The following is a 19605-nucleotide window of genomic DNA, read 5'->3' as shown; positions in this document are numbered from 1 at the left end:
AGAGTATGTATCGCGAAATTCTGATGATCGCTTTCGTCACCTGCTGTACGCTTGGAAGCCAGCTGATGGTCAAGCGGGCGGTGACGCTGCTTGCCTTGCGTGAACCAGTGCCGACCGGGATCCACTGGCTGATCGCCGCCTGTCTTTCTCCTTATGTAATCGCTGCCGTCGCGATCCAGGCCGTGGGCTTCATCACCTGGGTGGTGATCGTAAGCCGGGTCAAACTGGGTCTCGCATTTGCGATTTCCGGCGCCTTCCTCTACATCCTGATTGCTGCGTCGAGCTGGCTGCTTTACGGAGAGCGCCTTCAGCCGTTGCAGTGGATGGGGCTTGTGCTGGTATCGTCCGGCGTTCTTCTGATGATGTTGGCAGGCAAGCCGGCTTGATCGGGCAGCAGAGCGCTCCCGGCGCGCTTTGTTCACTACGTGGCAGTGCAGCGCTGGCCGATCCCAGCGCGCGATGCCTTTGCCGTGTTCGCAGGGGTAGCTGTGTTAGAGCATGCGAGCCGTTTTCGTTATGCTATCCCTCTTCTACGACTCCACCGGTTCTCTGGGCGGCGGCGCAGTGCCGTTTGACCCGGGTGAGACCGGCAGCAGTTCAGCCAGGCCGCGACAGGTCATGGCGATCCAATAATCAGTCAGGAACCCAAATGACGAAGCGCGCACTCATCACCGGCATTACGGGCCAGGATGGCTCCTATCTCGCAGAGTTTCTACTCGAGAAAGGCTACGAGGTCCACGGAATCAAGCGTCGTGCATCGTCGTTCAATACGCAGCGTGTGGACCACATCTATCAGGATCCGCACGAGAGTGGCGCCCGCTTGCACCTGCACTACGGTGATCTTACCGATACGAGTAATCTCACCCGGATCCTCGCGGAGGTCCAGCCGGACGAGGTCTACAATCTCGGCGCACAGAGCCACGTCGCCGTGAGTTTCGAGTCGCCGGAATACACAGCGGACGTCGATGGCATCGGCACGCTTCGGCTGCTGGAGGCCATCCGTTTCCTCAAGATGACCGATCGGACGCGCTTTTATCAGGCATCGACCTCTGAGTTGTACGGACTCGTGCAGGAAACGCCCCAGCGTGAAACGACGCCCTTCCATCCGCGCAGTCCCTATGCTGTCGCCAAGTTGTATGCCTACTGGATCACCGTAAACTACCGCGAGGCATACGGGATGTACGCGTGCAACGGCATCCTTTTCAATCATGAAAGTCCGCGTCGCGGGGAGACTTTTGTGACCCGCAAGATCACCCGCGGGCTTGCCAATATCGCGCAGGGCTTGGAGTCGTGCCTGTTCATGGGCAACATCGACTCGCTCCGCGACTGGGGTCATGCCAAGGACTATGTGCGGATGCAGTGGATGATGCTGCAGCAGGATGTCGCCGAGGACTTCGTGATTGCGACCGGCGTGCAGTACTCCGTGCGTGAGTTCATTGCTTGGTCTGCAGCAGAGCTTGGAATTGAGCTGACGTTCTCCGGTGAGGGCGTGGAGGAAGTGGCCACTGTCGTGTCGGTGGCGGGCGACAATGCGCCCGCGGTGAAGGTGGGAGATGTTCTGATGAGGATCGACCCCCGCTATTTTCGACCGGCTGAAGTCGAAACCTTGCTGGGCGATCCAAGTAAGGCCAAGGAGCGGCTTGGATGGGTGCCTGAGATCACTACACAGCAGATGTGTGCGGAGATGGTGGCTGCGGACCTGAAGTCAGCGCAGCGTCATGCGCTGCTCAGGGCGCATGGGCATGACGTACCCGTCAGCCTGGAGGGCTGAATATGGGCTTTGAACTTTCCGGCAAACGCATCTGGGTGGCTGGCCATCGCGGCATGGTCGGTGGCGCCGTGGCCCGACGCCTTGCGAGTGAGGGCTGCGAAGTTATCGTCGCGGGCCGTGACGATGTCGACCTCGTCGAACAGTTGCAGGTTCGCGAATGGATGGCAGATAAGAAGCCCGATGCGATCGTGCTCGCGGCTGCCAAAGTCGGCGGAATCAAGGCGAACAGTGAATTTCCTGTCGACTTTCTTTACCAGAACCTGATGATCGAGGCGAATATTCTTCAGGCTGCACACGAGCAGGATGTCGCGCGCGTGCTGTTCCTCGGCTCATCGTGCATCTATCCGAAGCTTGCGCCGCAACCCATCGCAGAGGAAAGCCTGTTGACGGGCCCATTAGAGCCGACCAACGAGTGGTACGCGGTTGCCAAGATTGCCGGCATTAAGTTGACTCAAGCCTACCGCACCCAATATGCGCGCGACTGGATCTCCGCCATGCCCACAAATCTTTATGGGCCAGGAGACAACTACGACTTGGATTCGTCCCACGTACTGCCAGCATTGCTGCGCAAGTTCCATGAAGCCAAGCAAGCTGGATCCAAGAGCGTGACAGTCTGGGGTTCAGGCACACCTCTGCGTGAGTTCATGCACTGCGATGACCTGGCAGATGCGCTTGTGTTCCTGCTGAAGGAGTACTCCGGCTACGAACATGTCAACGTAGGCTCGGGCGTCGAAGTCACCATCCGCGAACTTGCCGAAACAATCGCAACCGTGGTGGGTTACGAAGCCGAGCTGGTGTTCGACGCCAGCAAGCCGGACGGCACGCCTCGCAAGCTGATGGACTCCAGTCGTTTGAAGGGGCTTGGGTGGGACGACAGTCGCAACCTGAGAGACGGCGTCGCCGATGCATATCGGCACTTCCTGGCCGCAAACGTCTAGGCTTTTCGCCACAGCGGAGGGCATCGTCGCCACGGTGGCCTTCCCCTTGAAGATGGGTCAACAGTCCTGTAGCTGGATAACGCGCGATAAGCTCTATTTTGCCGACCCTCGCGGGTCGGGACACGACGCGCCGCGAGATCAACAGCCTCGATCAAATCGTCCCAGGTAAGGGCCGCAGGCCACTGCTGTGTATGTCCAAGCAGTTCAGTCGCGGCCTTGGGGCGGGTGTTGTCAGATCGAGCCAAGGAATGGCGAGCTCTGCGCAGTGCAATCTTCTCGAATTCGTTCAGCTCTCAAGCGCTGCTGCCGCGATGGCGCGCGCGCGCGCACTCACACGGTTTGCCGCCATCGATGAAGCCCAGCGGATCGGCAATGCCCAGAGTGGCATCAGTGGACGAAGTGCGGGCGGCAAATGCCGCTTCTTGACGGCTTCCGATTCGGCGCTCGACGCACTGCGGTTCGCCACTGTCAGCGAATCGGGATGCCAACGGAAGCCGGAAACCGGTTCGCGCGTAAAGGCAAACTCGCCAAGCGAGCGCAACTTCAAAAAGGCGTCGAGATCCATTGCGTACTTGAGCGACGTATCGAAGCCACCAATTGCCTGCAGCTCGTCTAGCCGGACCATCGTGCCAGGGTGTGGAATCAGATCGGGGCCCCATGCCAGGATCAGGGTAGCAAGCGCACCGGCGTTGCTCGTCGCGATAGTGCGACCGGCAGAATCGATGTAGTCGCATCCGCCGAAAGCCAGTACCGCCTTGGGGCGCGACTCCAGGATGCTTCGGAGTTTCCCCAGACCGCCGGGGCGGAAAATATCGTCGTCTCCGATCCAAGCGTAGTATTTTTCAACGCTGCGCGCGTCCAGGCCGCAGTTGATTGCGGCTGAAATACCCTGCCTTGGGTCGTCAACGACAACGGCACCTTTGGATGCGGCCAGTGCTCGCGCAGCGGTCGCGGCGGGTGGCGCAACGACGACCAAGGTGAGAGACACGTCGCCGCGCTGTGCTTCGACCGAATCGAGTGTTTCGCGCAACGTATCCAGTCGATCGCCCAAAGTCGGGAGTACGACGAGCACTTCAGGTTGGGCCATGACTGGATCCTCTTCAACACTTCATAAGCAGATGCGGTAACCAGACAGCACAAAACGCCTGTTGACGGGCCGTCCGATGTGGACGCAAGTATAGCGACAATGCATATGCGATCACGTTCGATGCGCCGCGAAAGAGTTGCAGGCCGAGCGCTCTGACTAGACTTGTAACGCACGGGTGCCCGCAAGCGATTTGTGATGGCGTTTTTGTCCACCCTAGTGTCTTGATCGACGCTGCGTCGCTTGCATATCTGGCCGTGATAGCGGGAGGGCCTTTCAGACAGGCAAGCATTGGATTTCGCACAACGCAGCTGCTGTGGCGAATGCAAGCGCTTTCGCGGGGTGGCCCTTCGCCTATACCATGCCGGGGCTGAGAAGCGGTGCTATCAGCCATCTGTGATGGCAGCGGCTGCAGCCGAAGCGTCAAGCCAAGCGTCGCCAACATACTGCGTGTGCGCGGTTACTTATGAAGCAGGTCATCCATGATCAATGAAGCAGTTGTCGGAAAAGCCGGAAGCCCATACCCAATCAATGTCCGGACAGGGATCGTCATTCCGTCCTATCGAGTGACACGACACATCCTAGATGTCATCGCAGGCATTCCTGCGTGGGTGTCGCGGATCTACGTCGTCGATGACAAGTGTCCGGATCAGAGCGGCGCACTCGTTCGCGAGCAGTGCCGGGATCCGCGGGTGACGGTGGTCCTCAACGAGATCAATCTCGGCGTAGGCGGCGCCGTGATGGCAGGATACCTGCGCGCCGAAGAGGACGGTTGCGACATCATCGTCAAGATGGATGGCGACGGACAGATGGATCCCGAGATACTGCCCCGTCTTGTTGCGCCTATCGCGGCAGGGGGGGCCGACTACACGAAGGGCAACAGATTCTACGATCTTGCGCAAATCGGAAAGATGCCGCCCATCCGGATCTTTGGCAATGCAGCGCTTTCCTTCATGACGAAAATATCATCCGGATACTGGGACCTATTCGATCCGACGAATGGCTACACGGCGATCCATGCGCGCATCGTTCCGAAGTTGCCGATGGACAAGATCAGCCGCCGGTATTTCTTCGAGACCGATATTCTGTTCCGTCTGAATACACTGCGCGCTGTCGTCGTGGATATTCCGATGGACGCCAAGTACGGCGATGAAGAGAGTGGGCTGAAGGTGGGGCGAATACTGTTTGACTTTATGTACAAGCATGCGAGGAACACGTTCAAACGCGTTTTCTATAACTATTTTTTGCGTGATGTCTCGCTTGCAAGCATTGAACTGGTTGGTGGGCTGGTGCTGCTGGCCGCAGGCTCGACTGCGGGCGCGTATTTCTGGCTGGACGCCGCAAATTCCGGTGTCACGGCGTCAGCGGGACGCGTGATGCTTTCGGCGTTACCCCTCATTTTGGGGCTGCAGCTACTGCTCGGCTTCATTGCTTTCGACATCGCATCGGTGCCACGGCGGGCCGTACACAAGCTTTTGCGCTGATCGATAGACGAATCAAGACACTTTCTGGGCAGCAGGCGCTGTGTTGCGCTACCTCACACGGGCACACAGTCCGGGCGTCCTAGGATTGCCGACAGAAAAAGAGGCCCTCGCGAGAGGGCTTCCAATTCCTATCCACCAAACCCGCGAGCTAGACGGTCAGGTCAGCGCCGCTTCGAGCTCCGGCAACACTTTGAACAGGTCGCCCACGAGGCCGATATCCGCGATCTCGAAGATCGGTGCGTCGGCGTCCTTGTTGATCGCGACGATCGTGCCGGCATCCTTGATGCCGGTCAGATGCTGGATCGCTCCGCTGATGCCGATGGCGACATAGAGCTCGGGGGCGATGATCTTGCCTGTCTGGCCGACCTGCAGCTCATTGGGCACGTAACCGGCATCGACTGCGGCGCGCGAGGCGCCGACCGCGGCGCCGAGCTTGTCGGCAAAGTCGAACACGATCTTGAAGTTCTCTTCCGAGCCGACACCGCGGCCGCCCGAGACGACACGCTTGGCACTCTGCAGGTCGGGGCGGTCGGTGCTGCCTGCGGCGAGACCGATGAAGCGGGTGTGCGTCGGCAGTTTGGCGTCGACGCTGGTGGTTTCGACCGTTGCGCTGCCGCCGCGTGCCGCTTCCTGCCAGGACGCGGTGCGCACCGTGGCGACGACCGGCTGGTCGGCCGGGGCTTCGACAGTGACGATTGCATTGCCGGCATAGATCGGGCGCTTGAAGACATGGCTGCTCTCGACCGTCATCAGATCGGAGATCTGGTTGACGCCCAGCAGCGCGGCGACGACCGGCAGCAGGTCCTTGCCGAATGTCGTCGACGGCGCGAAGACGTGGCTGTAGCCGGCGGCAAGCTTGGCGATCTGCGGGCCCAGCACCTGCGCGAGGGTTTGTGCGTTGGCCGGATTGGCGACGGCGAGCACCTTCGACACGCCGGCAATCGTGGCGGCTTCGGTGGCGGCGCCGGCGGGATCCGCGGCAAACACCGCGACGTCGATGGCGTCGGGCGACAGCGCCTGCGCCGCGGCGACAGTCTTGGCGGTCGCGCTGGCGTTCAGGGTGCCGTCGAGGTGTTCGGCGATGACAAGGACTTTGGACATGAGGTTCTCCTGCGATCCGGCCCCGGGCCGGATGTCACTGGGCTCCCGCGCGCGCGGGAGCGACGGAATTCAGAGCAGGCCCTTGGCCTTGAGCGCGGCGACCAGTTCGGCCGCGTCCTTGACCATGACGCCCTTGCCGCGCTTGGTCGGCGCCTCGTAGTGCGTGGTCTTGAGCGTGTCGACCGACTCGACGCCGAGGTCGGCGAACGGGATCGATTCCATCGGCTTCGACTTCGCTTTCATGATGTCGGGCAGCTTGATGAAGCGCGGCTCGTTGAGGCGCAGGTCGGTCGTGACGACGGCCGGCAGGTCGACTTCGAGCGTCTCCAGGCCGGCATCTACTTCGCGCGTCACCGTGGCCTTGCCGTCGGCGATTTCGACCTTCGAAGCGAAGGTCGCCTGCGGGCGGCCCCACAGCGTCGCCAGCATCTGACCGGTCTGATTGGCGTCGTCGTCGATCGCCTGCTTGCCGAGGATCACCAGATCCGGCTGTTCCTTCTCGACAAGCTTGAGCAGAGTGCGTGCGGCCGTCAGCGGCTGGATCGCCTGGTCACAGACCACGTGGATGGCGCGGTTGGCGCCCATGGCCAGACCGTTGCGCAGGTGCGCCTGGGCGTCGGCGGGCGCGATCGTCGCGACGACGACCTCCGTCGCGATGCCCTTGTCGCGCAGGCGCAGGGCTTCTTCCAGCGCGATTTCATCGAAGGGGTTGGCCGACAGCTTCACGCCGTCGGTGACCACGCCGGACCCGTCCGGCTTGACTTGGATGCGGACGTTGTAGTCCACCACGCGCTTGTAGGCGACGAGGATCTTCATCGGTACGGCATTCCTTGTGCGTTGCGGATCACCCGGCCACGGCGGCTGGCGCGGGGCAATCCGTCAATTCTAACGGGGCGGCCTCCGGCGCGCGAACTCCGGGTTACGCCTTCCGGGTGTTCATGTTCGTGCCGAAATCACCCGGGGTGAGCCGGTATCCTTGGCAACTGGCCCCGAAGGGGGCATTTCGATCGTCCACAGGAGTGAATTCGTGCCCACATGGCTCGTCACCGGCGGCGCCGGTTTCATCGGCGGTAATTTCGTACTGGAGGCCGTGCGTCGCGGCGTCCGCGTGATCAATCTCGATGCCCTGACCTATGCAGGCAACCTGCAGACGCTGGCGTCGATCGAATCGGCCCCGAATCACCTGTTCGTCCATGGCGACATCGGGGATTGCGATCTGGTCGCGGGGCTGCTGGCCGAGCACCAGCCTGATGCGGTGCTGAACTTCGCCGCCGAGAGCCACGTCGACCGTTCCATCGACGGCCCGGCCGCGTTCATCGAAACCAACGTCGTCGGCACACTCGGTCTGCTCGAGTCGGTGCGCGACTACTGGAAGGTATTGCCTGACGGCCGTCGCGAGGCATTCCGTTTCCTGCATGTGTCGACCGACGAGGTCTACGGCACGCTCGGGGAGACCGGCAAGTTCTCCGAAACCACGCCGTACGCGCCGAACTCGCCGTACTCGGCGTCGAAGGCCGCGTCCGACCATCTGGTGCGTGCCTTCCACCACACCTACGGGCTGCCGGTGCTCACCACCAACTGCTCGAACAACTACGGGCCGTACCACTTCCCCGAGAAGCTCGTCCCGCTGGTGATCGCCAAGGCGTTGGCCGGCGAGCCGCTGCCGGTCTACGGCGATGGCAAGCAGGTCCGTGACTGGTTGTTCGTCACCGACCACTGCGCCGCGATCCGCACGGTGCTCGAGAAGGGCCGCGTCGGTGAGACCTACAACGTCGGTGGGGATTCCGAGCGTCAGAACATCGAGGTGGTCGAGACGATCTGCCGCCTGCTCGACGCACGCCGACCGCGTGAGGACGGCCAGTCGCGCGCGACGCAGATCACCTACGTGACGGATCGTCCGGGCCACGATCGCCGCTATGCGATCGACGCATCCAAGCTCCAGAGCGAACTCGGCTGGAAGCCCGAGCACACCTTCGAGACCGGCATCGAAGCGACAGTGGACTGGTACCTCGACAACCAGCCTTGGGTACAGCGCATCCTCGACGGCAGTTACCGTCTGGAACGTATGGGAGCTGAGGCATGACTGCGCGCAAGGGCATCATCCTCGCCGGCGGCTCCGGCACGCGGCTGTATCCCATCACCAAGGGCGTCAGCAAGCAGCTGTTGCCGGTGTACGACAAGCCGATGATCTATTACCCGCTCAGCGTGCTGATGCTGGCCGGTATCCGCGAGGTGCTGATCATCAACACCCCGCACGAGCAGGTGCTGTTCCAGACCCTGCTCGGCGACGGTTCGCAGTGGGGGATGGATATCCAGTACGCCGTGCAGCCGAGCCCGGACGGTCTGGCGCAGGCGTATCTGATCGGTCGGGACTTCGTTGGCGGCAAGCCGAGCTGCCTGGTGCTGGGCGACAACATCTTTCACGGGCACGGCCTGACGGACACGCTCAAGAACGCCGATGCGCGCAGCGATGGCGCGACCGTCTTCGGCTATTGGGTCAACGATCCCGAGCGCTACGGCGTGGCCGAGTTCGATGCCGCCGGCAAGGTGATCGATATCGCAGAGAAGCCCGAGACGCCGCGTTCGAACTACGCCGTTACGGGCCTGTATTTCTACGACGGGCGTGCCAGTGACTATGCCGCCGAGCTGAAACCTTCACCGCGTGGCGAACTGGAAATCACCGATCTCAATCGCCGCTATCTCGACGAAGGCGCGCTGTATCTCGAGCAGCTCGGTCGCGGATTTGCTTGGCTCGACACCGGCACGCACCAGTCCTTGCATGAGGCCTCGAATTTCATCCAGACCATCCAGGATCGTCAGGGTCTGCAGGTGTGCTGTCCGGAGGAGATCGCTTACGGCAACGGCTGGATCGATGCCGAGCAGTTGTTGGCACTCGCCCGGCCGCTGTCCAAAAACGGCTACGGTCAGTACCTGATGTCACTCGTCCACCGTGGAGTCGTGCGTTGAAGATCATCGAGACGAAACTGCCGGGTGCCGTCGTCATCGAGCCGGCCGTGTTCGGCGACGCGCGCGGTTTCTTTTTCGAGACCTGGAATTCCGAGCGGTTCGGTCAGCACGGCCTGCCGACGAATTTCGTGCAGAGCAACGTGTCGTCATCCTCCAAGGGCGTGCTGCGCGGGCTGCATTACCAGTGGCCGCGTCCGCAGGGCAAGCTGGTCAGCGTGCTGCGCGGTGAGGTGCTCGACGTCGCTGTCGACATCCGCCGCGGGTCGCCGACATTCGGTCAGTGGGAGGGCGTGATCCTGAGCGAAGAGAACAAGCGCCAGTTCTGGATTCCGGAGGGCTTTGCGCATGGTTTCGCGGTGCTTTCAGACAGCGCGGTCTTCAGCTACCTGTGCACCGACGTGTACGTGAAAGAGGCCGATGCCGGCGTGCGCTGGAACGATCCCGCGATCGGTGTCGACTGGCGGATCGACGCGCCGTTGCTGTCCGACAAGGACACGCACGCACCGTTGCTGGCCGACATCGCACAGGACCGTCTGCCGGTGTTCGCCGCATGACCTCGCTGGTCTTCGGTGCGAACGGTCAGGTGGGGCAGGAACTGCTGCGTGCGCTCGCGCCGCTGGGCGCTGTGGTCGGCACGACCCGGACCGGCACGCTGCCCGACGGCGGCGCTTGCCGGACCGCGGACTTTTCGGATTCGGAATCGGTCGTGGCGCTGCTCGATGCGACGCGGCCGACGCGTGTGATCAATGCCGCCGCGTACACCGCGGTCGACAAGGCCGAAAGCGAGCCCGCGGCGGCGCAGGCCGCCAACGCAGAGACCCCGGGCGCGATCGCACGCTGGTGTGCCGCGCACGATGTGCCGCTGGTGCATTACTCCACCGACTACGTGTTCGACGGCAGCGGCACGCGTCCGTATCGCCCTGACGACGCCACGGCGCCGCTTGGCGTCTACGGCGCCAGCAAGCTCGCGGGCGAGAATGCGATCCATGCAGCGGGTGGCCGCCATCTGATCTTCCGTACCGCATGGGTCTATGCCGCACACGGCCAGAACTTCCTGCGCACGATGCTGCGCGTGGGTGCTGAGCGCGACATGCTGCGCGTGGTTGCCGACCAGATCGGCACGCCGACACCGGCGGCACTGATCGCGGATGTCACCGCGCAGGCCCTGCAGGGAGACGTCGCGGTTTCCGGGACCTGGCATCTGACGGCAGCGGGTGAAACCAGCTGGCACGGATTCGCGCAGGCGATTTTCGAAGGTGCGGTCGAACGTGGCCTGATCGCGCGTGCGCCGACGGTCGAGGCGATCACCACGGCCGACTATCCGACGCCGGCCAGGCGTCCGGCGTATTCCCGCCTGGACACCGGCACGCTCGAGCGTGATTTCGGGATCACGTTGCCTGACTGGCAGGCTGCGCTGGGCGATGTGCTCGATACCCTGGCCGCCACGCAGCGCTGAGGCGCTGCGGCCGGACACGTGAGAACGGCGCCCTCGGGCGCCGTTCTGCATTGGGGCGGGGTCGACCGGATTCAGGCGCGTCCGTAGGTGTCCTCGAAACGCACGATGTCGTCCTCGCCCAGGTAACTGCCCGACTGCACCTCGATCAGTTCCAGCGGCACCTTGCCGGGGTTGCGCAGCCGATGCGTCACGCCGAGCGGAATGTAGGTGCTCTGGTTCTCGCTCAACAGCAATACGTCGTCGCCACGCGTGACTTCGGCAGTGCCGCTGACGACGATCCAGTGTTCGGCGCGGTGGTGGTGCATCTGCAGGCTCAACACGCCGCCGGGCTTGACGGTGATGCGCTTGACCTGATGACGCGGACCGTTGTCGATCGAGTCGTAGGCGCCCCACGGACGGTAGACCTTGCGATGCCAGGCTGCCTGCGGCAGCTCGCGCGACTTGAGTTCGGCCACCACATCCTTGACCTGCTGGATGCGGTCGCTGCGCCCCACGAGGATCGCATCGGGCGTTTCCACGACGATCGTGTCTTCCAGACCGATCATCGCGATCAGGCGCTCGCCATAGGCGTACGTGTTGCGGCAGTCGATCGAGACGACCTCGCCGTGATGGGCATTGCCGTCGGCGTCCTGCGGCGAGACCTCGCGCAAACTTGCCCACGAGCCGACATCACTCCAGCCGGCATCCAGTGGCATCACCACGGCCGCGTCGGTTTTCTCCATGACGGCGTAGTCGATCGAATCCGACGGGCTCGCGGCGAAAGCATCCGCATCGAGGCGGGTAAAATCCACGTCCTGGCGCGCGGCGGACCACGACGCGCGCACCGCAGTCAGCATGGCCGGCGCGTGACGCTCCAGTTCGGCGAGATAGGCATCGGCGCGGAACAGGAACATGCCGCTGTTCCAGAAATGATCGCCGGACGCGACATAGGCCTGGGCGCGCGCCAAGTCCGGCTTTTCGACGAAAGCCTGGACAGGCACAGGGCCGTTGCCGTTGCCGGCTGCTGCCTGGATGTAGCCGTAGCCGGTCTCCGGTCCGCGCGGCACCACACCGAACGTCACCAGCTTGCCGGCTTCGGCCGCAGGCAGCGCGGCGCGTACCGCCGCGTGGAAGGCCTCGGGCGTCTGTACGACATGATCCGACGGCAGCACCAGCAGGACCGCATCGGGCGTTCTGCGCAGCGCTTCGAGCGCGGCTGCGGCGATCGCAGGCGCCGTGTTCCGACCGACGGGTTCGAGCACGATCGCCGCCGGCGTTGCGCCAACCTGCTGCAACTGCTCGGCAACGACGAAGCGGTGCGCTTCATTGGCGACGACAATCGGACCGGCCTCACCTGCCAGCGATGCGACGCGGAGCCAGGTGGCTTGCAGCATGGTGTGGTCACCGACCAGCGGCAGGAACTGCTTGGGATGCATTTCGCGTGACAGCGGCCACAACCTGGTGCCGGAGCCACCGGAGAGCAGAACAGGAACAATCTTGGACATAGGGGAATCTCAGGGCTTGGCCGACAACAGGTCGGAGATTTCACGGGTACGCGCTTCGAGCAGAGCCTGATTCGCACGCGTCTCGATGTTGAGCCGCAGCAGCGGCTCGGTGTTGGAGCTGCGCAGATTGAAGCGCCAGTCGCCGAAGTCGGCGCTGATGCCGTCGGTCCGGTCGATCTCCGGTGACTGCGCGGCGTAGTGCGCCATCACGCGGTCGACCGCAATCTTCGCGTCTGCGACGCGGAAGTTGATCTCGCCACTGCACGGGAATTTCGCGACCCGCTCGGCCACCAGATCGCCCAGCGAACGACCACTGGTGGAGACGAGTTCTGCGATCAGCAGCCATGGAATCATGCCGGAGTCCGCATACGCGAACTCGCGGAAATAGTGGTGCGCGCTCATCTCGCCGCCGTAGACCGCGTCTTCAGCGCGCATCTTCTCCTTGATGAAGGCGTGGCCGCTCTTGCACAGCACCGGCACGCCGCCGGCGGCTTCAACCTGCTCGACCGTGTTCCAGACCAGGCGCGGATCGTGTACGACCTTGCCGCCCGGTTGTTTGGCCAGGATCGCCTCGGCCAGCAGGCCGACGAGGTAATAGCCTTCGATGAAAGCACCGGTCTCGTCGAAGAAGAAGCAACGATCGAAATCGCCGTCCCAGGCGATGCCGAAATCCGCGCCGTGTTCGCGCACCGCGTCGGCGGTCGCCTGCCGGTTCTCCGGCAGCAGGGGATTTGGAATGCCGTTGGGGAAATTGCCGTCGGCCTCGTGGAACACGCGCACGAACTTGAAAGGCAGGTGGGGCGCGAGCAGGTCGACGATCGAGCCGGCGCCGCCGTTGCCGGCATTGACCACGAGCTTGAGCGGACGCAGGGCCGTGGTATCCACGTAACCCAGCAGGTGATCGATGTACGCGGACTTGTCGGTCGCAGCGGTCTCGGTACCCGGCGTCGAGACGGGCGTAGGCAGGTTGCCTGCCTCGACCGCGTCGGAGATCGCGAACAGGCCGGTGTCCGAACTGATCGGACGCGCATGCTCGCGCACCAGCTTCATGCCGTTGTAGTCCATCGGGTTGTGGCTGGCGGTCACCATGACGCCGCCAGCCGCACCGAGATGGTCGACCTGGAAATAGACCTCCTCCGTGCCGCCGACGCCGATGTCGATGATCTCGCGCCCTTGGCTGCGCAGGCCGTCCGACAACGCGACCTGCAGTTCCGGACTGCTCAACCGCACGTCACGGCCCAGCACGATCGCGCCGGGCGGCAGCTGCGCGGCCAGTGCAATGCCGATGTCGCGGGCAAGGGCGGGATTGAGTTCGTCCGGCACGCGGCCGCGGAGGTCGTAGGCCTTGAAGGCGGGCAGGGGCATGGTCGATCCAGCGGTGGGGAAGCCCGATTCTAGCGTCTCGCGCGGACAGGACCGTTTGCGCCACTGCACCAAGGTCCAAGGCCGTGTGCACGCGCAACCGGTAGAATCGAAGGCCGTTGCGCCATGAGGATCGAAATGAGCGAGCAGAGTTCCGCCGCGGGTCGACGCGGCAAGCAGTATCCCGATGCCGCGACGGCATTGGCCGACATCGTGGCCGATGGCCAGACCTTCGCGGTCGGCGGCTTCGGCCTGTGCGGCATTCCCGAAGCGCTGATCGCCGCACTGCGCGATTCGGGCGTCAAGGACATCACCGCGATCTCCAACAATGCGGGCGTGGACGGCTTCGGCCTCGGCCAGCTGCTCGAGACCCGGCAGATCCGCAAGATGATTTCGTCGTATGTGGGCGAGAACAAAGAGTTCGAACGCCAGTACCTCGGCGGCGAACTCGAGCTGGAATTCAACCCGCAGGGCACGCTGGCCGAGCGCCTGCGCGCCGGTGGGGCCGGCATCCCGGCGTTCTTCACCGCGACCGGCTACGGCACCATCGTCGCCGAGGGCAAGGAAACGCGCGAATTCGACGGCAAGCATTACGTTCTGGAAACCGCGCTGGTCGCCGACGTCGCGCTGGTCAAGGCGTGGAAGGCCGACACCGCCGGCAACCTCGTGTTCCGCAAGACCGCGCGCAACTTCAATCCGGCCTGCGCGATGGCCGGCAAGGTCTGCGTGGTCGAGGTCGAGGAGCTGGTGGAGATTGGCGCGATCGATCCCGACCAGGTGCATCTGCCCGGCATCTACGTCGACCGCATCGTCGTCAACACGACGCCGGAGAAGCGCATCGAACAGCGCACCGTGCGAGGAGTGAAGTAATGGCCTGGACCCGTGACGAAATGGCCGCGCGCGCTGCGCGCGAGCTGACCGACGGTGCGTACGTGAACCTCGGTATCGGCCTGCCCACGCTGGTGGCGAACCACATCCCCGATGGCGTCGACGTCTGGCTGCAGAGCGAGAACGGCCTGCTCGGCATCGGTCCGTTTCCGGCTGAGGACGAGGTCGATGCCGACCTCATCAACGCTGGCAAGCAGACCGTCACCGCACGCAAGGGCGCGAGCTACTTCGGCAGCCATGACTCGTTCGCGATGATCCGCGGCGGGCACATCGATCTGGCGATCCTCGGCGCGATGCAGGTCACCGGCAGCGGCGATCTCGCGAACTGGATGGTGCCCGGCAAGATGGTCAAGGGCATGGGCGGCGCGATGGATCTCGTCGCCGGCGTCAAGCGCGTCGTCGTGCTGATGGAGCACGTCGCAAAGGACGGCAGCCACAAGATCCTGCCCGAGTGCACCCTGCCGCTGACCGGCGTCGGCGTGGTCGACCGGATCATCACCGATCTGGCGGTGTTCGATGTGACGGCCGATGGGCTCGTGCTGGTCGAAGCGGCAGACGGCGTGGATGCAACAGAGTTGAAGTCCAAGACCGGTGTCGCATTCGCGAACGCGAACTGAGCCTCAGGTCCCGGCGCGTCTACCACCCGCCGGGACCTGGCCGCGTCCGGTAAACGCGTCCTCGACGCCGATATCCGCGAGCCAGTGCGCCTGCCAACGGCCAGTGCCGATGCACACGAGCGGGATCTGTACCGCAGCGGCATCGAATGCCAGTTCGTCCGCGAGCGGGCCTGCCGCCGCCAGGGCATCGTCGATGAATGCCAGCGCGCCGGTGTGGACGGCCTCGATGATGGACCAGCGGGTAGTGTCGATATCGCCGGCATACCGCGGGTACCGCACGCCGTCGCGCATCTCGAAGCCCGCAAACTGCGCATGGGGCGCGGTCAATATGCTTTCCAGCAACAGATCGTGCGCGAGGACCGGCGAGTGGCCGTCACTGCGTCGCGCATCGTGATACCGGGCCTGTGCGTCGCCGACGCCGGACAGCCGGGCCTCCGCGCGACCGTCGAGCGCGAAGTAGGCGCCATCAACCGGTCGCGCCAGCAGACGCGACAGATGTCGCTGGATCGTGCCTGCATAACCGATGTCCGCCACGAGTGCCGGTGCGACGCCGACGGTGTCCTGCCAGTAGGCCTGATAGTGGCCCCGCGCCGCTTCGGCGGCCTCCAGCAGTGCGTCGAGGGCCGGCGCCAGGCGGGCGATGGTGGCATCGCGCATCTCCGGCAGGAACACGGCGTCCTCCATGGTCGCGTTGCCGATCCGCGCGCGCACGGCGGCAGTGGCGGTGGTGCCCAGTCGCGCGTCGAGCAGGTCGGCCAGCGTGCCGTTGTAGGTGCCGTCGAGCAGCGCCGGCAGATCGTCCTGGCTTCGCAGCGTCGCCAGACCCGTGGCCTGGCGCGAGGCGAGGAAGTAGCTGCCTTGCAGCCCGCGGGTCAACGCCGGTGCGGCGTCCTGCAAGCGTTGGAATGCCTGGCTCAGCAGATGGCCTTCCCGGCTCAGGAACAGCAGCGCTTCGACGCCGCGACCGCTCGCCATACGTGACAGCCAGGTCAGATAGTCCAGCACCATCGGGCCGATGAGCACATAGCCCAGTGTCCGCGGCGCCATCACGGGCGTGCCATGGAAAGCCTCGGGCTGGGTATCCGCAATGGCGCTGAAATGGTTGGCGATCAGCCCCAGGCGCAGTTGCTCGGACCAGGGCGCATCCGGCGTCGTGCGCAACGGACGCAAGGCCGGCATGACATCCAGCAGCGCGGCTGCACGCAGGACGTGCACGGGTGTCAGCATGCCCTGCCAATGCGGCTGCTGGATGTCGGCATGCTCGTTGTCGCCGACGTGCAACCAGGTGGCGGGCGCGATGCCTTCACGTTTCGCGAGTACGGGCCAGACACTGCCATCGTCCTTGCGCAGGCCGGTTTCGCACGACACGTAGCACGCGTCGGTCAGCGAAGTCACTGCAGCGGGAAGCACGTCGCGCAACGTCGCCGCATCCAGATACATGTCCGACAGGGCGATCAGGCGCTTCCCGCGTGCCCCCAGTGACGCCAGCGCCGCGAGGACGCCAGTGCGTGGCGACAGCAGCCGGCGTTCCGTCGCGAGCTCGAGCGCGGAGAGCGCTTCGACAGGCGCGGCAGGCGCGAGCGCTGCCATGGCCGTGTAGATCTCGCCAAGTGTCGGGTCCCGGCGCAGCGCATGCCGTGCGCGTGCCTCGGCGCTGGCCCTCAGGCCGCTGAAGTTCTCGACGCCCAGTGAAACGTTGACCAAGCGTGACAGGTAGGTACGTGCGGCTTCCGGAGACAGGAACGGCCGTTGGACCAGCGTGTCGAACACGTCGAGCGATACCAGGGCCGCATCGACAGCCGCGACGTCGAGCCGGGCCTGCAGCGAAGACGCGAAGTAGGTCGGCCAGTTCCGGTTGCCCTCGCTGGACAACGCCAGCGTGCCGTCACGCGGCAGGACGCCGGCGCGATAGCCGCCTGCCCGCGCGACGGCGACGAACAGCCGTTCGAGCGCGTGCTGCACGGTGCTATCGAGCTGTCCCGCCTCTTCCGGAAATGCGTCGAGCTCGAGACCGAGCGACAGCAATGGCCGGATTGCGTCGATCCGCGCCCAGAACATCGAGCCGGCGGGGAAGTCGATATAGGCGTGCGGGTCGATGGAAAACCCCATGCGGCTTGCGAGGCTGCGGGCATCGGCCACATTGCCGAGCCAGGTATGGCCCCAGAGCGGCACCGTTTCGTGGCTCTCGGGATAGATCATGCCGAGCGTGGGTTCGGCCGCGAACATGCCCAGTTGCCACGCGATCCGGTCCCGGTCGCCCAGCAGTGCGTTCACGAGATAACTGCGCCACTGGTTCTGCACGCTGCCCGTGTACAGCGACTTCTTGCTGTGCAGGTGTCCGACGATGTCGAGTCCGAGAAGCGCTTCGCGGAACGTGACCAGCAGCGGGGCGATGTCCCGGCCGCGGTTCGGCACGCAGGCGATCTCGATGCGCTCGATGGCGTCCACCCCGTCAAAGACACGCCGCACGTGCGCCGCCGCATCGGCATCGGTCACCGAAACCAGCAACACCACGGGCACCGGCATCCGCGACAACGCGAGCGCGAACTCTTCGGCGAGATCCGGATAGAACAGGTGCAGCATCACACCGACCCGCAGCGTCGAGCCGTCGAGCGACTGTGGCGGCGGGAAGCGGAAATCGTCTTCGGGCGCGGGCGCTGCCGGGAGCGGCCGGCCGGCCGCCTGCATGCGTGCCAGGACGCCCCCCGGGCCGAGCGCGCGCAGCATGCGCCAGGCGCGCGCGACGAGTGCGACCAATCCCCGGACACCGCCCCCGCGGACGTCGATGCCGCGGCGGATGGCGCCGAGCAGTCCGTTCATACGTCGCGTCACCATGCGTCTGCCCGCAGGGCCGTGGCGCTGCATGCGTGGGGACTGACACACTTTCTGACCGGTGACATCATCATGCGCATGATTGTCGCGGCTCGCGCCCGCATGCCGCAAACCGCGTGCGTCTGCGGCATGCTGGTGCGATGGAAGCGCTGCGCGACATCGCGGATCTCGAAGGGGCTGTGCAGTTGGCGCAGCACTGGCTGCCGGCTGACGAAGCGGACGCACTGTTCGAGGCCTTGCATGCTGAGATTCCGTGGACGCGTCATCGCCTGCGCATCTTCGGGCGCGAGGTCGAGGCGCCGCGGCTCAGTTGCTGGATCGGCGATCCCGGAGCGGTGTATCGCTACTCGGGTTCGCGCTTCGCGCCCGAGCCTTGGCCTGCGGCATTGGCGGCGGTGCGCGATGCGGTCTCCGGGGCTGCAGGCGTCGCTTTCAACAGCGTGCTTGCCAATCTCTATCGCGATGGCCGGGATGCCATGGGCTGGCACAGCGATGACGAACGCGAGCTCGGCACTGCACCGGTGATCGCATCGCTGAGCCTCGGCGCGACGCGGCGGTTCGTACTGAAGGCGCGGGCGCCGGATGTGGACGACCGTATCGCGCGGCACGTGCTGGCATTGCCGCACGGCAGCCTGCTGGTGATGCGTGGGGAGACGCAGATGCGCTATCGCCATGCCTTGCCGCGGACCGCGCGGCCGGTCGGTCCGCGGATCAATCTGACCTTCCGGAAGATCTTGGCCTGAGCCGCGCTCCATCCTCACCCGGTGGGGCATGAAAGTGGATGCGCATGCCTCGGATGCGACGCCACAGACCCGGCAGCAGATGCACCGTTGCAGCCGCGACTACCTTCACCTGCAAAGGCAGGGCGGCGCATCAGTCCGCCGCAACAACGTCGCCCGGCGCCGCGTCGAACCCGCCCTGCAGTATCAGCGTCGCGGCGTGGCCGACGCCGAGGGCCTGCGGTCGTGCGTCAATTCGTGCGTATTGCCAGACTCCAGAATCCAGCCTGACATCTCGCTGCTGACCTGTTGCAGCGCCATGGAGAACGCGTCGACGACCTGTGCGACCTCGGTGCTGGACGCCGGCTGGGCCACGAGGAACGTGCGTGAGCCAACGACGGTCTGGTCGATGTTGTGGATGAGTTTGACGTTGGCTTCGATCGTCGCCGCCGGCAATACGTTGCCGTTGTAGTCGGCCTCGAAGCGGCGCAGGTCGATGACCAGCTTGTAGTCGGCGGTAATGCCCGCGCCCTGGCGCGCGACGGCCGGGATGTGGCCGGAGTCTTCCAGCGTACGCAGCACGGTGTCCTGCAGCATGTCGGTCGGCGTCTTCGCCCAGCTGGCGCCGCGGTAGACCTGCAGCTCGGACGGCGTCGGGCGCACGGCGATGCGGAAACTGTCGATCATGCGCGCGGCGGTCGGCGGACTCAGCGTGAGCTGCCAGTCGGCGCGTGGCCACGCAGGATTGGCCTCCACGCGGGGATCGGGCGCGTAGATCGTCGAGCGGTCGCGATCGCCGCCACCGCCGCCCAGCAACGAGCTGCAGCCGGCGAGCAGGGTGCCGAGCGCGAGTGCGACGGCAAGGCGGGGCAGGGCGCGTCGCGTGGAGGTCATGAGCGTGA

The 19605-nt window shown here is 64.6% G+C and carries 18 protein-coding genes; 11 read left to right on the top strand and 7 right to left on the bottom strand.

The features are described 5' to 3' along the window. Positions 1-5 precede the first annotated feature (5 nt). From AC3A4E_RS14805 to fcl, 3 genes are all read left to right on the top strand, one after another. Entirely contained in the window at positions 6-386 is a 381-nt protein-coding gene (locus AC3A4E_RS14805) for a DMT family transporter (protein ID WP_487632258.1), read from the top strand. Between the two features lie 263 nt (positions 387-649). Beyond that, positions 650-1771: a GDP-mannose 4,6-dehydratase gene (gene gmd, locus AC3A4E_RS14800; protein ID WP_487632257.1), complete on the top strand. Its 1122-nt coding sequence runs from the start codon at positions 650-652 to the stop codon at positions 1769-1771. A 2-nt stretch (positions 1772-1773) separates the two neighbouring features. Continuing rightward, positions 1774-2709 carry a GDP-L-fucose synthase gene (gene fcl, locus AC3A4E_RS14795; RefSeq protein WP_487632256.1) on the top strand — a complete coding sequence of 312 codons (936 nt, stop codon included), beginning with the start codon at positions 1774-1776 and terminating at the stop codon, positions 2707-2709. A gap of 286 nt (positions 2710-2995) precedes the next feature. Here fcl and AC3A4E_RS14790 read toward each other — a convergent pair whose 3' ends face one another. Continuing rightward, complete coding sequence (locus tag AC3A4E_RS14790; RefSeq protein WP_487632255.1) at positions 2996-3796, bottom strand: glycosyltransferase; 801 nt, start codon at positions 3794-3796, stop codon at positions 2996-2998. A 479-nt stretch (positions 3797-4275) separates the two neighbouring features. Here AC3A4E_RS14790 and AC3A4E_RS14785 point away from each other — a divergent pair, with 479 nt between their 5' ends. Beyond that, positions 4276-5277, top strand: coding sequence for a glycosyltransferase family 2 protein (locus AC3A4E_RS14785; protein ID WP_487632254.1), 1002 nt, complete (start codon positions 4276-4278; stop codon positions 5275-5277). Between the two features lie 156 nt (positions 5278-5433). Here AC3A4E_RS14785 and AC3A4E_RS14780 read toward each other — a convergent pair whose 3' ends face one another. Together AC3A4E_RS14780 and AC3A4E_RS14775 are read right to left on the bottom strand one after the other, a co-directional pair. After that, the gene (locus AC3A4E_RS14780) at positions 5434-6378 is read right to left on the bottom strand and encodes an electron transfer flavoprotein subunit alpha/FixB family protein (protein WP_487632253.1); all 945 of its coding nucleotides are present in this window, start codon (positions 6376-6378) and stop codon (positions 5434-5436) included. A gap of 69 nt (positions 6379-6447) precedes the next feature. Further along, positions 6448-7194, bottom strand: coding sequence for an electron transfer flavoprotein subunit beta/FixA family protein (locus AC3A4E_RS14775; protein ID WP_232137934.1), 747 nt, complete (start codon positions 7192-7194; stop codon positions 6448-6450). A gap of 211 nt (positions 7195-7405) precedes the next feature. Between AC3A4E_RS14775 and rfbB the strand changes: the two genes are divergently transcribed. Genes rfbB through rfbD form a run of 4 tightly spaced genes read left to right on the top strand, consistent with a single transcriptional unit; the run spans position 7406 to position 10801 of the window. After that, the gene (gene rfbB / locus AC3A4E_RS14770) at positions 7406-8461 is read left to right on the top strand and encodes a dTDP-glucose 4,6-dehydratase (RefSeq protein WP_487632252.1); all 1056 of its coding nucleotides are present in this window, start codon (positions 7406-7408) and stop codon (positions 8459-8461) included. Next, positions 8458-9345, top strand: coding sequence for a glucose-1-phosphate thymidylyltransferase RfbA (rfbA, locus tag AC3A4E_RS14765; RefSeq protein ID WP_487632251.1), 888 nt, complete (start codon positions 8458-8460; stop codon positions 9343-9345). Before rfbB ends, rfbA begins: the two co-directional genes overlap by 4 nt. Then, on the top strand, positions 9342-9899 hold the full coding sequence (gene rfbC, locus AC3A4E_RS14760; protein ID WP_487632250.1) for a dTDP-4-dehydrorhamnose 3,5-epimerase: 558 nt from the start codon (positions 9342-9344) through the stop codon (positions 9897-9899). The genes rfbA and rfbC overlap by 4 nt, the downstream gene beginning before the upstream one ends. Beyond that, a complete protein-coding gene (gene rfbD, locus AC3A4E_RS14755; RefSeq protein ID WP_487632249.1) occupies positions 9896-10801 on the top strand; it encodes a dTDP-4-dehydrorhamnose reductase in 906 nt (301 codons plus the stop codon). Before rfbC ends, rfbD begins: the two co-directional genes overlap by 4 nt. A gap of 71 nt (positions 10802-10872) precedes the next feature. On the opposite strand, the gene AC3A4E_RS14750 is transcribed toward rfbD, so the two are convergent. Together AC3A4E_RS14750 and AC3A4E_RS14745 are read right to left on the bottom strand one after the other, a co-directional pair. Next, positions 10873-12285 (bottom strand): mannose-1-phosphate guanylyltransferase/mannose-6-phosphate isomerase, encoded by a 1413-nt coding sequence (locus tag AC3A4E_RS14750; protein ID WP_487632248.1) that lies wholly within the window; start codon positions 12283-12285, stop codon positions 10873-10875. Between the two features lie 9 nt (positions 12286-12294). Next, complete coding sequence (locus AC3A4E_RS14745; protein WP_487632247.1) at positions 12295-13650, bottom strand: phosphohexomutase domain-containing protein; 1356 nt, start codon at positions 13648-13650, stop codon at positions 12295-12297. Between the two features lie 135 nt (positions 13651-13785). On the opposite strand from AC3A4E_RS14745, the gene AC3A4E_RS14740 reads away from it, so the two are divergent. Together AC3A4E_RS14740 and AC3A4E_RS14735 are read left to right on the top strand one after the other, a co-directional pair. Beyond that, positions 13786-14517: a CoA transferase subunit A gene (locus AC3A4E_RS14740; protein ID WP_487632246.1), complete on the top strand. Its 732-nt coding sequence runs from the start codon at positions 13786-13788 to the stop codon at positions 14515-14517. Next, positions 14517-15152 carry a CoA transferase subunit B gene (locus tag AC3A4E_RS14735; protein ID WP_487632245.1) on the top strand — a complete coding sequence of 212 codons (636 nt, stop codon included), beginning with the start codon at positions 14517-14519 and terminating at the stop codon, positions 15150-15152. Before AC3A4E_RS14740 ends, AC3A4E_RS14735 begins: the two co-directional genes overlap by 1 nt. Before the next feature lie 3 nt (positions 15153-15155). Here AC3A4E_RS14735 and AC3A4E_RS14730 read toward each other — a convergent pair whose 3' ends face one another. Next, complete coding sequence (locus AC3A4E_RS14730) at positions 15156-17972, bottom strand: rhamnan synthesis F family protein (RefSeq protein ID WP_487632244.1); 2817 nt, start codon at positions 17970-17972, stop codon at positions 15156-15158. Between the two features lie 152 nt (positions 17973-18124). Between AC3A4E_RS14730 and AC3A4E_RS14725 the strand changes: the two genes are divergently transcribed. Further along, on the top strand, positions 18125-18727 hold the full coding sequence (locus AC3A4E_RS14725; protein WP_487632429.1) for an alpha-ketoglutarate-dependent dioxygenase AlkB family protein: 603 nt from the start codon (positions 18125-18127) through the stop codon (positions 18725-18727). A gap of 183 nt (positions 18728-18910) precedes the next feature. On the opposite strand, the gene AC3A4E_RS14720 is transcribed toward AC3A4E_RS14725, so the two are convergent. Continuing rightward, on the bottom strand, positions 18911-19597 hold the full coding sequence (locus tag AC3A4E_RS14720; protein ID WP_487632243.1) for an ABC-type transport auxiliary lipoprotein family protein: 687 nt from the start codon (positions 19595-19597) through the stop codon (positions 18911-18913). Positions 19598-19605 lie beyond the last annotated feature (8 nt).

This window comes from Luteimonas sp. Soil_N_1 (genome assembly GCF_057656255.1).
The sequence above is the reverse complement of the archived record's forward strand: the minus strand, read 5'-3'. Positions and strand labels throughout refer to the sequence as shown.

Excerpts from the sequence above, each read along its gene's own strand:
- AC3A4E_RS14805 (WP_487632258.1), top strand. The coding sequence starts at position 6 with ATGTATCGCGAAATTCTGATGATCGCTTTCGTCACCTGCTGTACGCTT.
- gmd (WP_487632257.1), top strand. The coding sequence starts at position 650 with ATGACGAAGCGCGCACTCATCACCGGCATTACGGGCCAGGATGGCTCC.
- fcl (WP_487632256.1), top strand. The coding sequence starts at position 1,774 with ATGGGCTTTGAACTTTCCGGCAAACGCATCTGGGTGGCTGGCCATCGC.
- AC3A4E_RS14790 (WP_487632255.1), bottom strand. The coding sequence starts at position 3,796 with ATGGCCCAACCTGAAGTGCTCGTCGTACTCCCGACTTTGGGCGATCGA.
- AC3A4E_RS14785 (WP_487632254.1), top strand. The coding sequence starts at position 4,276 with ATGATCAATGAAGCAGTTGTCGGAAAAGCCGGAAGCCCATACCCAATC.
- AC3A4E_RS14780 (WP_487632253.1), bottom strand. The coding sequence starts at position 6,378 with ATGTCCAAAGTCCTTGTCATCGCCGAACACCTCGACGGCACCCTGAAC.
- AC3A4E_RS14775 (WP_232137934.1), bottom strand. The coding sequence starts at position 7,194 with ATGAAGATCCTCGTCGCCTACAAGCGCGTGGTGGACTACAACGTCCGC.
- rfbA (WP_487632251.1), top strand. The coding sequence starts at position 8,458 with ATGACTGCGCGCAAGGGCATCATCCTCGCCGGCGGCTCCGGCACGCGG.
- rfbD (WP_487632249.1), top strand. The coding sequence starts at position 9,896 with ATGACCTCGCTGGTCTTCGGTGCGAACGGTCAGGTGGGGCAGGAACTG.
- AC3A4E_RS14750 (WP_487632248.1), bottom strand. The coding sequence starts at position 12,285 with ATGTCCAAGATTGTTCCTGTTCTGCTCTCCGGTGGCTCCGGCACCAGG.
- AC3A4E_RS14745 (WP_487632247.1), bottom strand. The coding sequence starts at position 13,650 with ATGCCCCTGCCCGCCTTCAAGGCCTACGACCTCCGCGGCCGCGTGCCG.
- AC3A4E_RS14740 (WP_487632246.1), top strand. The coding sequence starts at position 13,786 with ATGAGCGAGCAGAGTTCCGCCGCGGGTCGACGCGGCAAGCAGTATCCC.
- AC3A4E_RS14735 (WP_487632245.1), top strand. The coding sequence starts at position 14,517 with ATGGCCTGGACCCGTGACGAAATGGCCGCGCGCGCTGCGCGCGAGCTG.
- AC3A4E_RS14730 (WP_487632244.1), bottom strand. The coding sequence starts at position 17,972 with ATGAACGGACTGCTCGGCGCCATCCGCCGCGGCATCGACGTCCGCGGG.
- AC3A4E_RS14725 (WP_487632429.1), top strand. The coding sequence starts at position 18,125 with ATGGAAGCGCTGCGCGACATCGCGGATCTCGAAGGGGCTGTGCAGTTG.
- AC3A4E_RS14720 (WP_487632243.1), bottom strand. The coding sequence starts at position 19,597 with ATGACCTCCACGCGACGCGCCCTGCCCCGCCTTGCCGTCGCACTCGCG.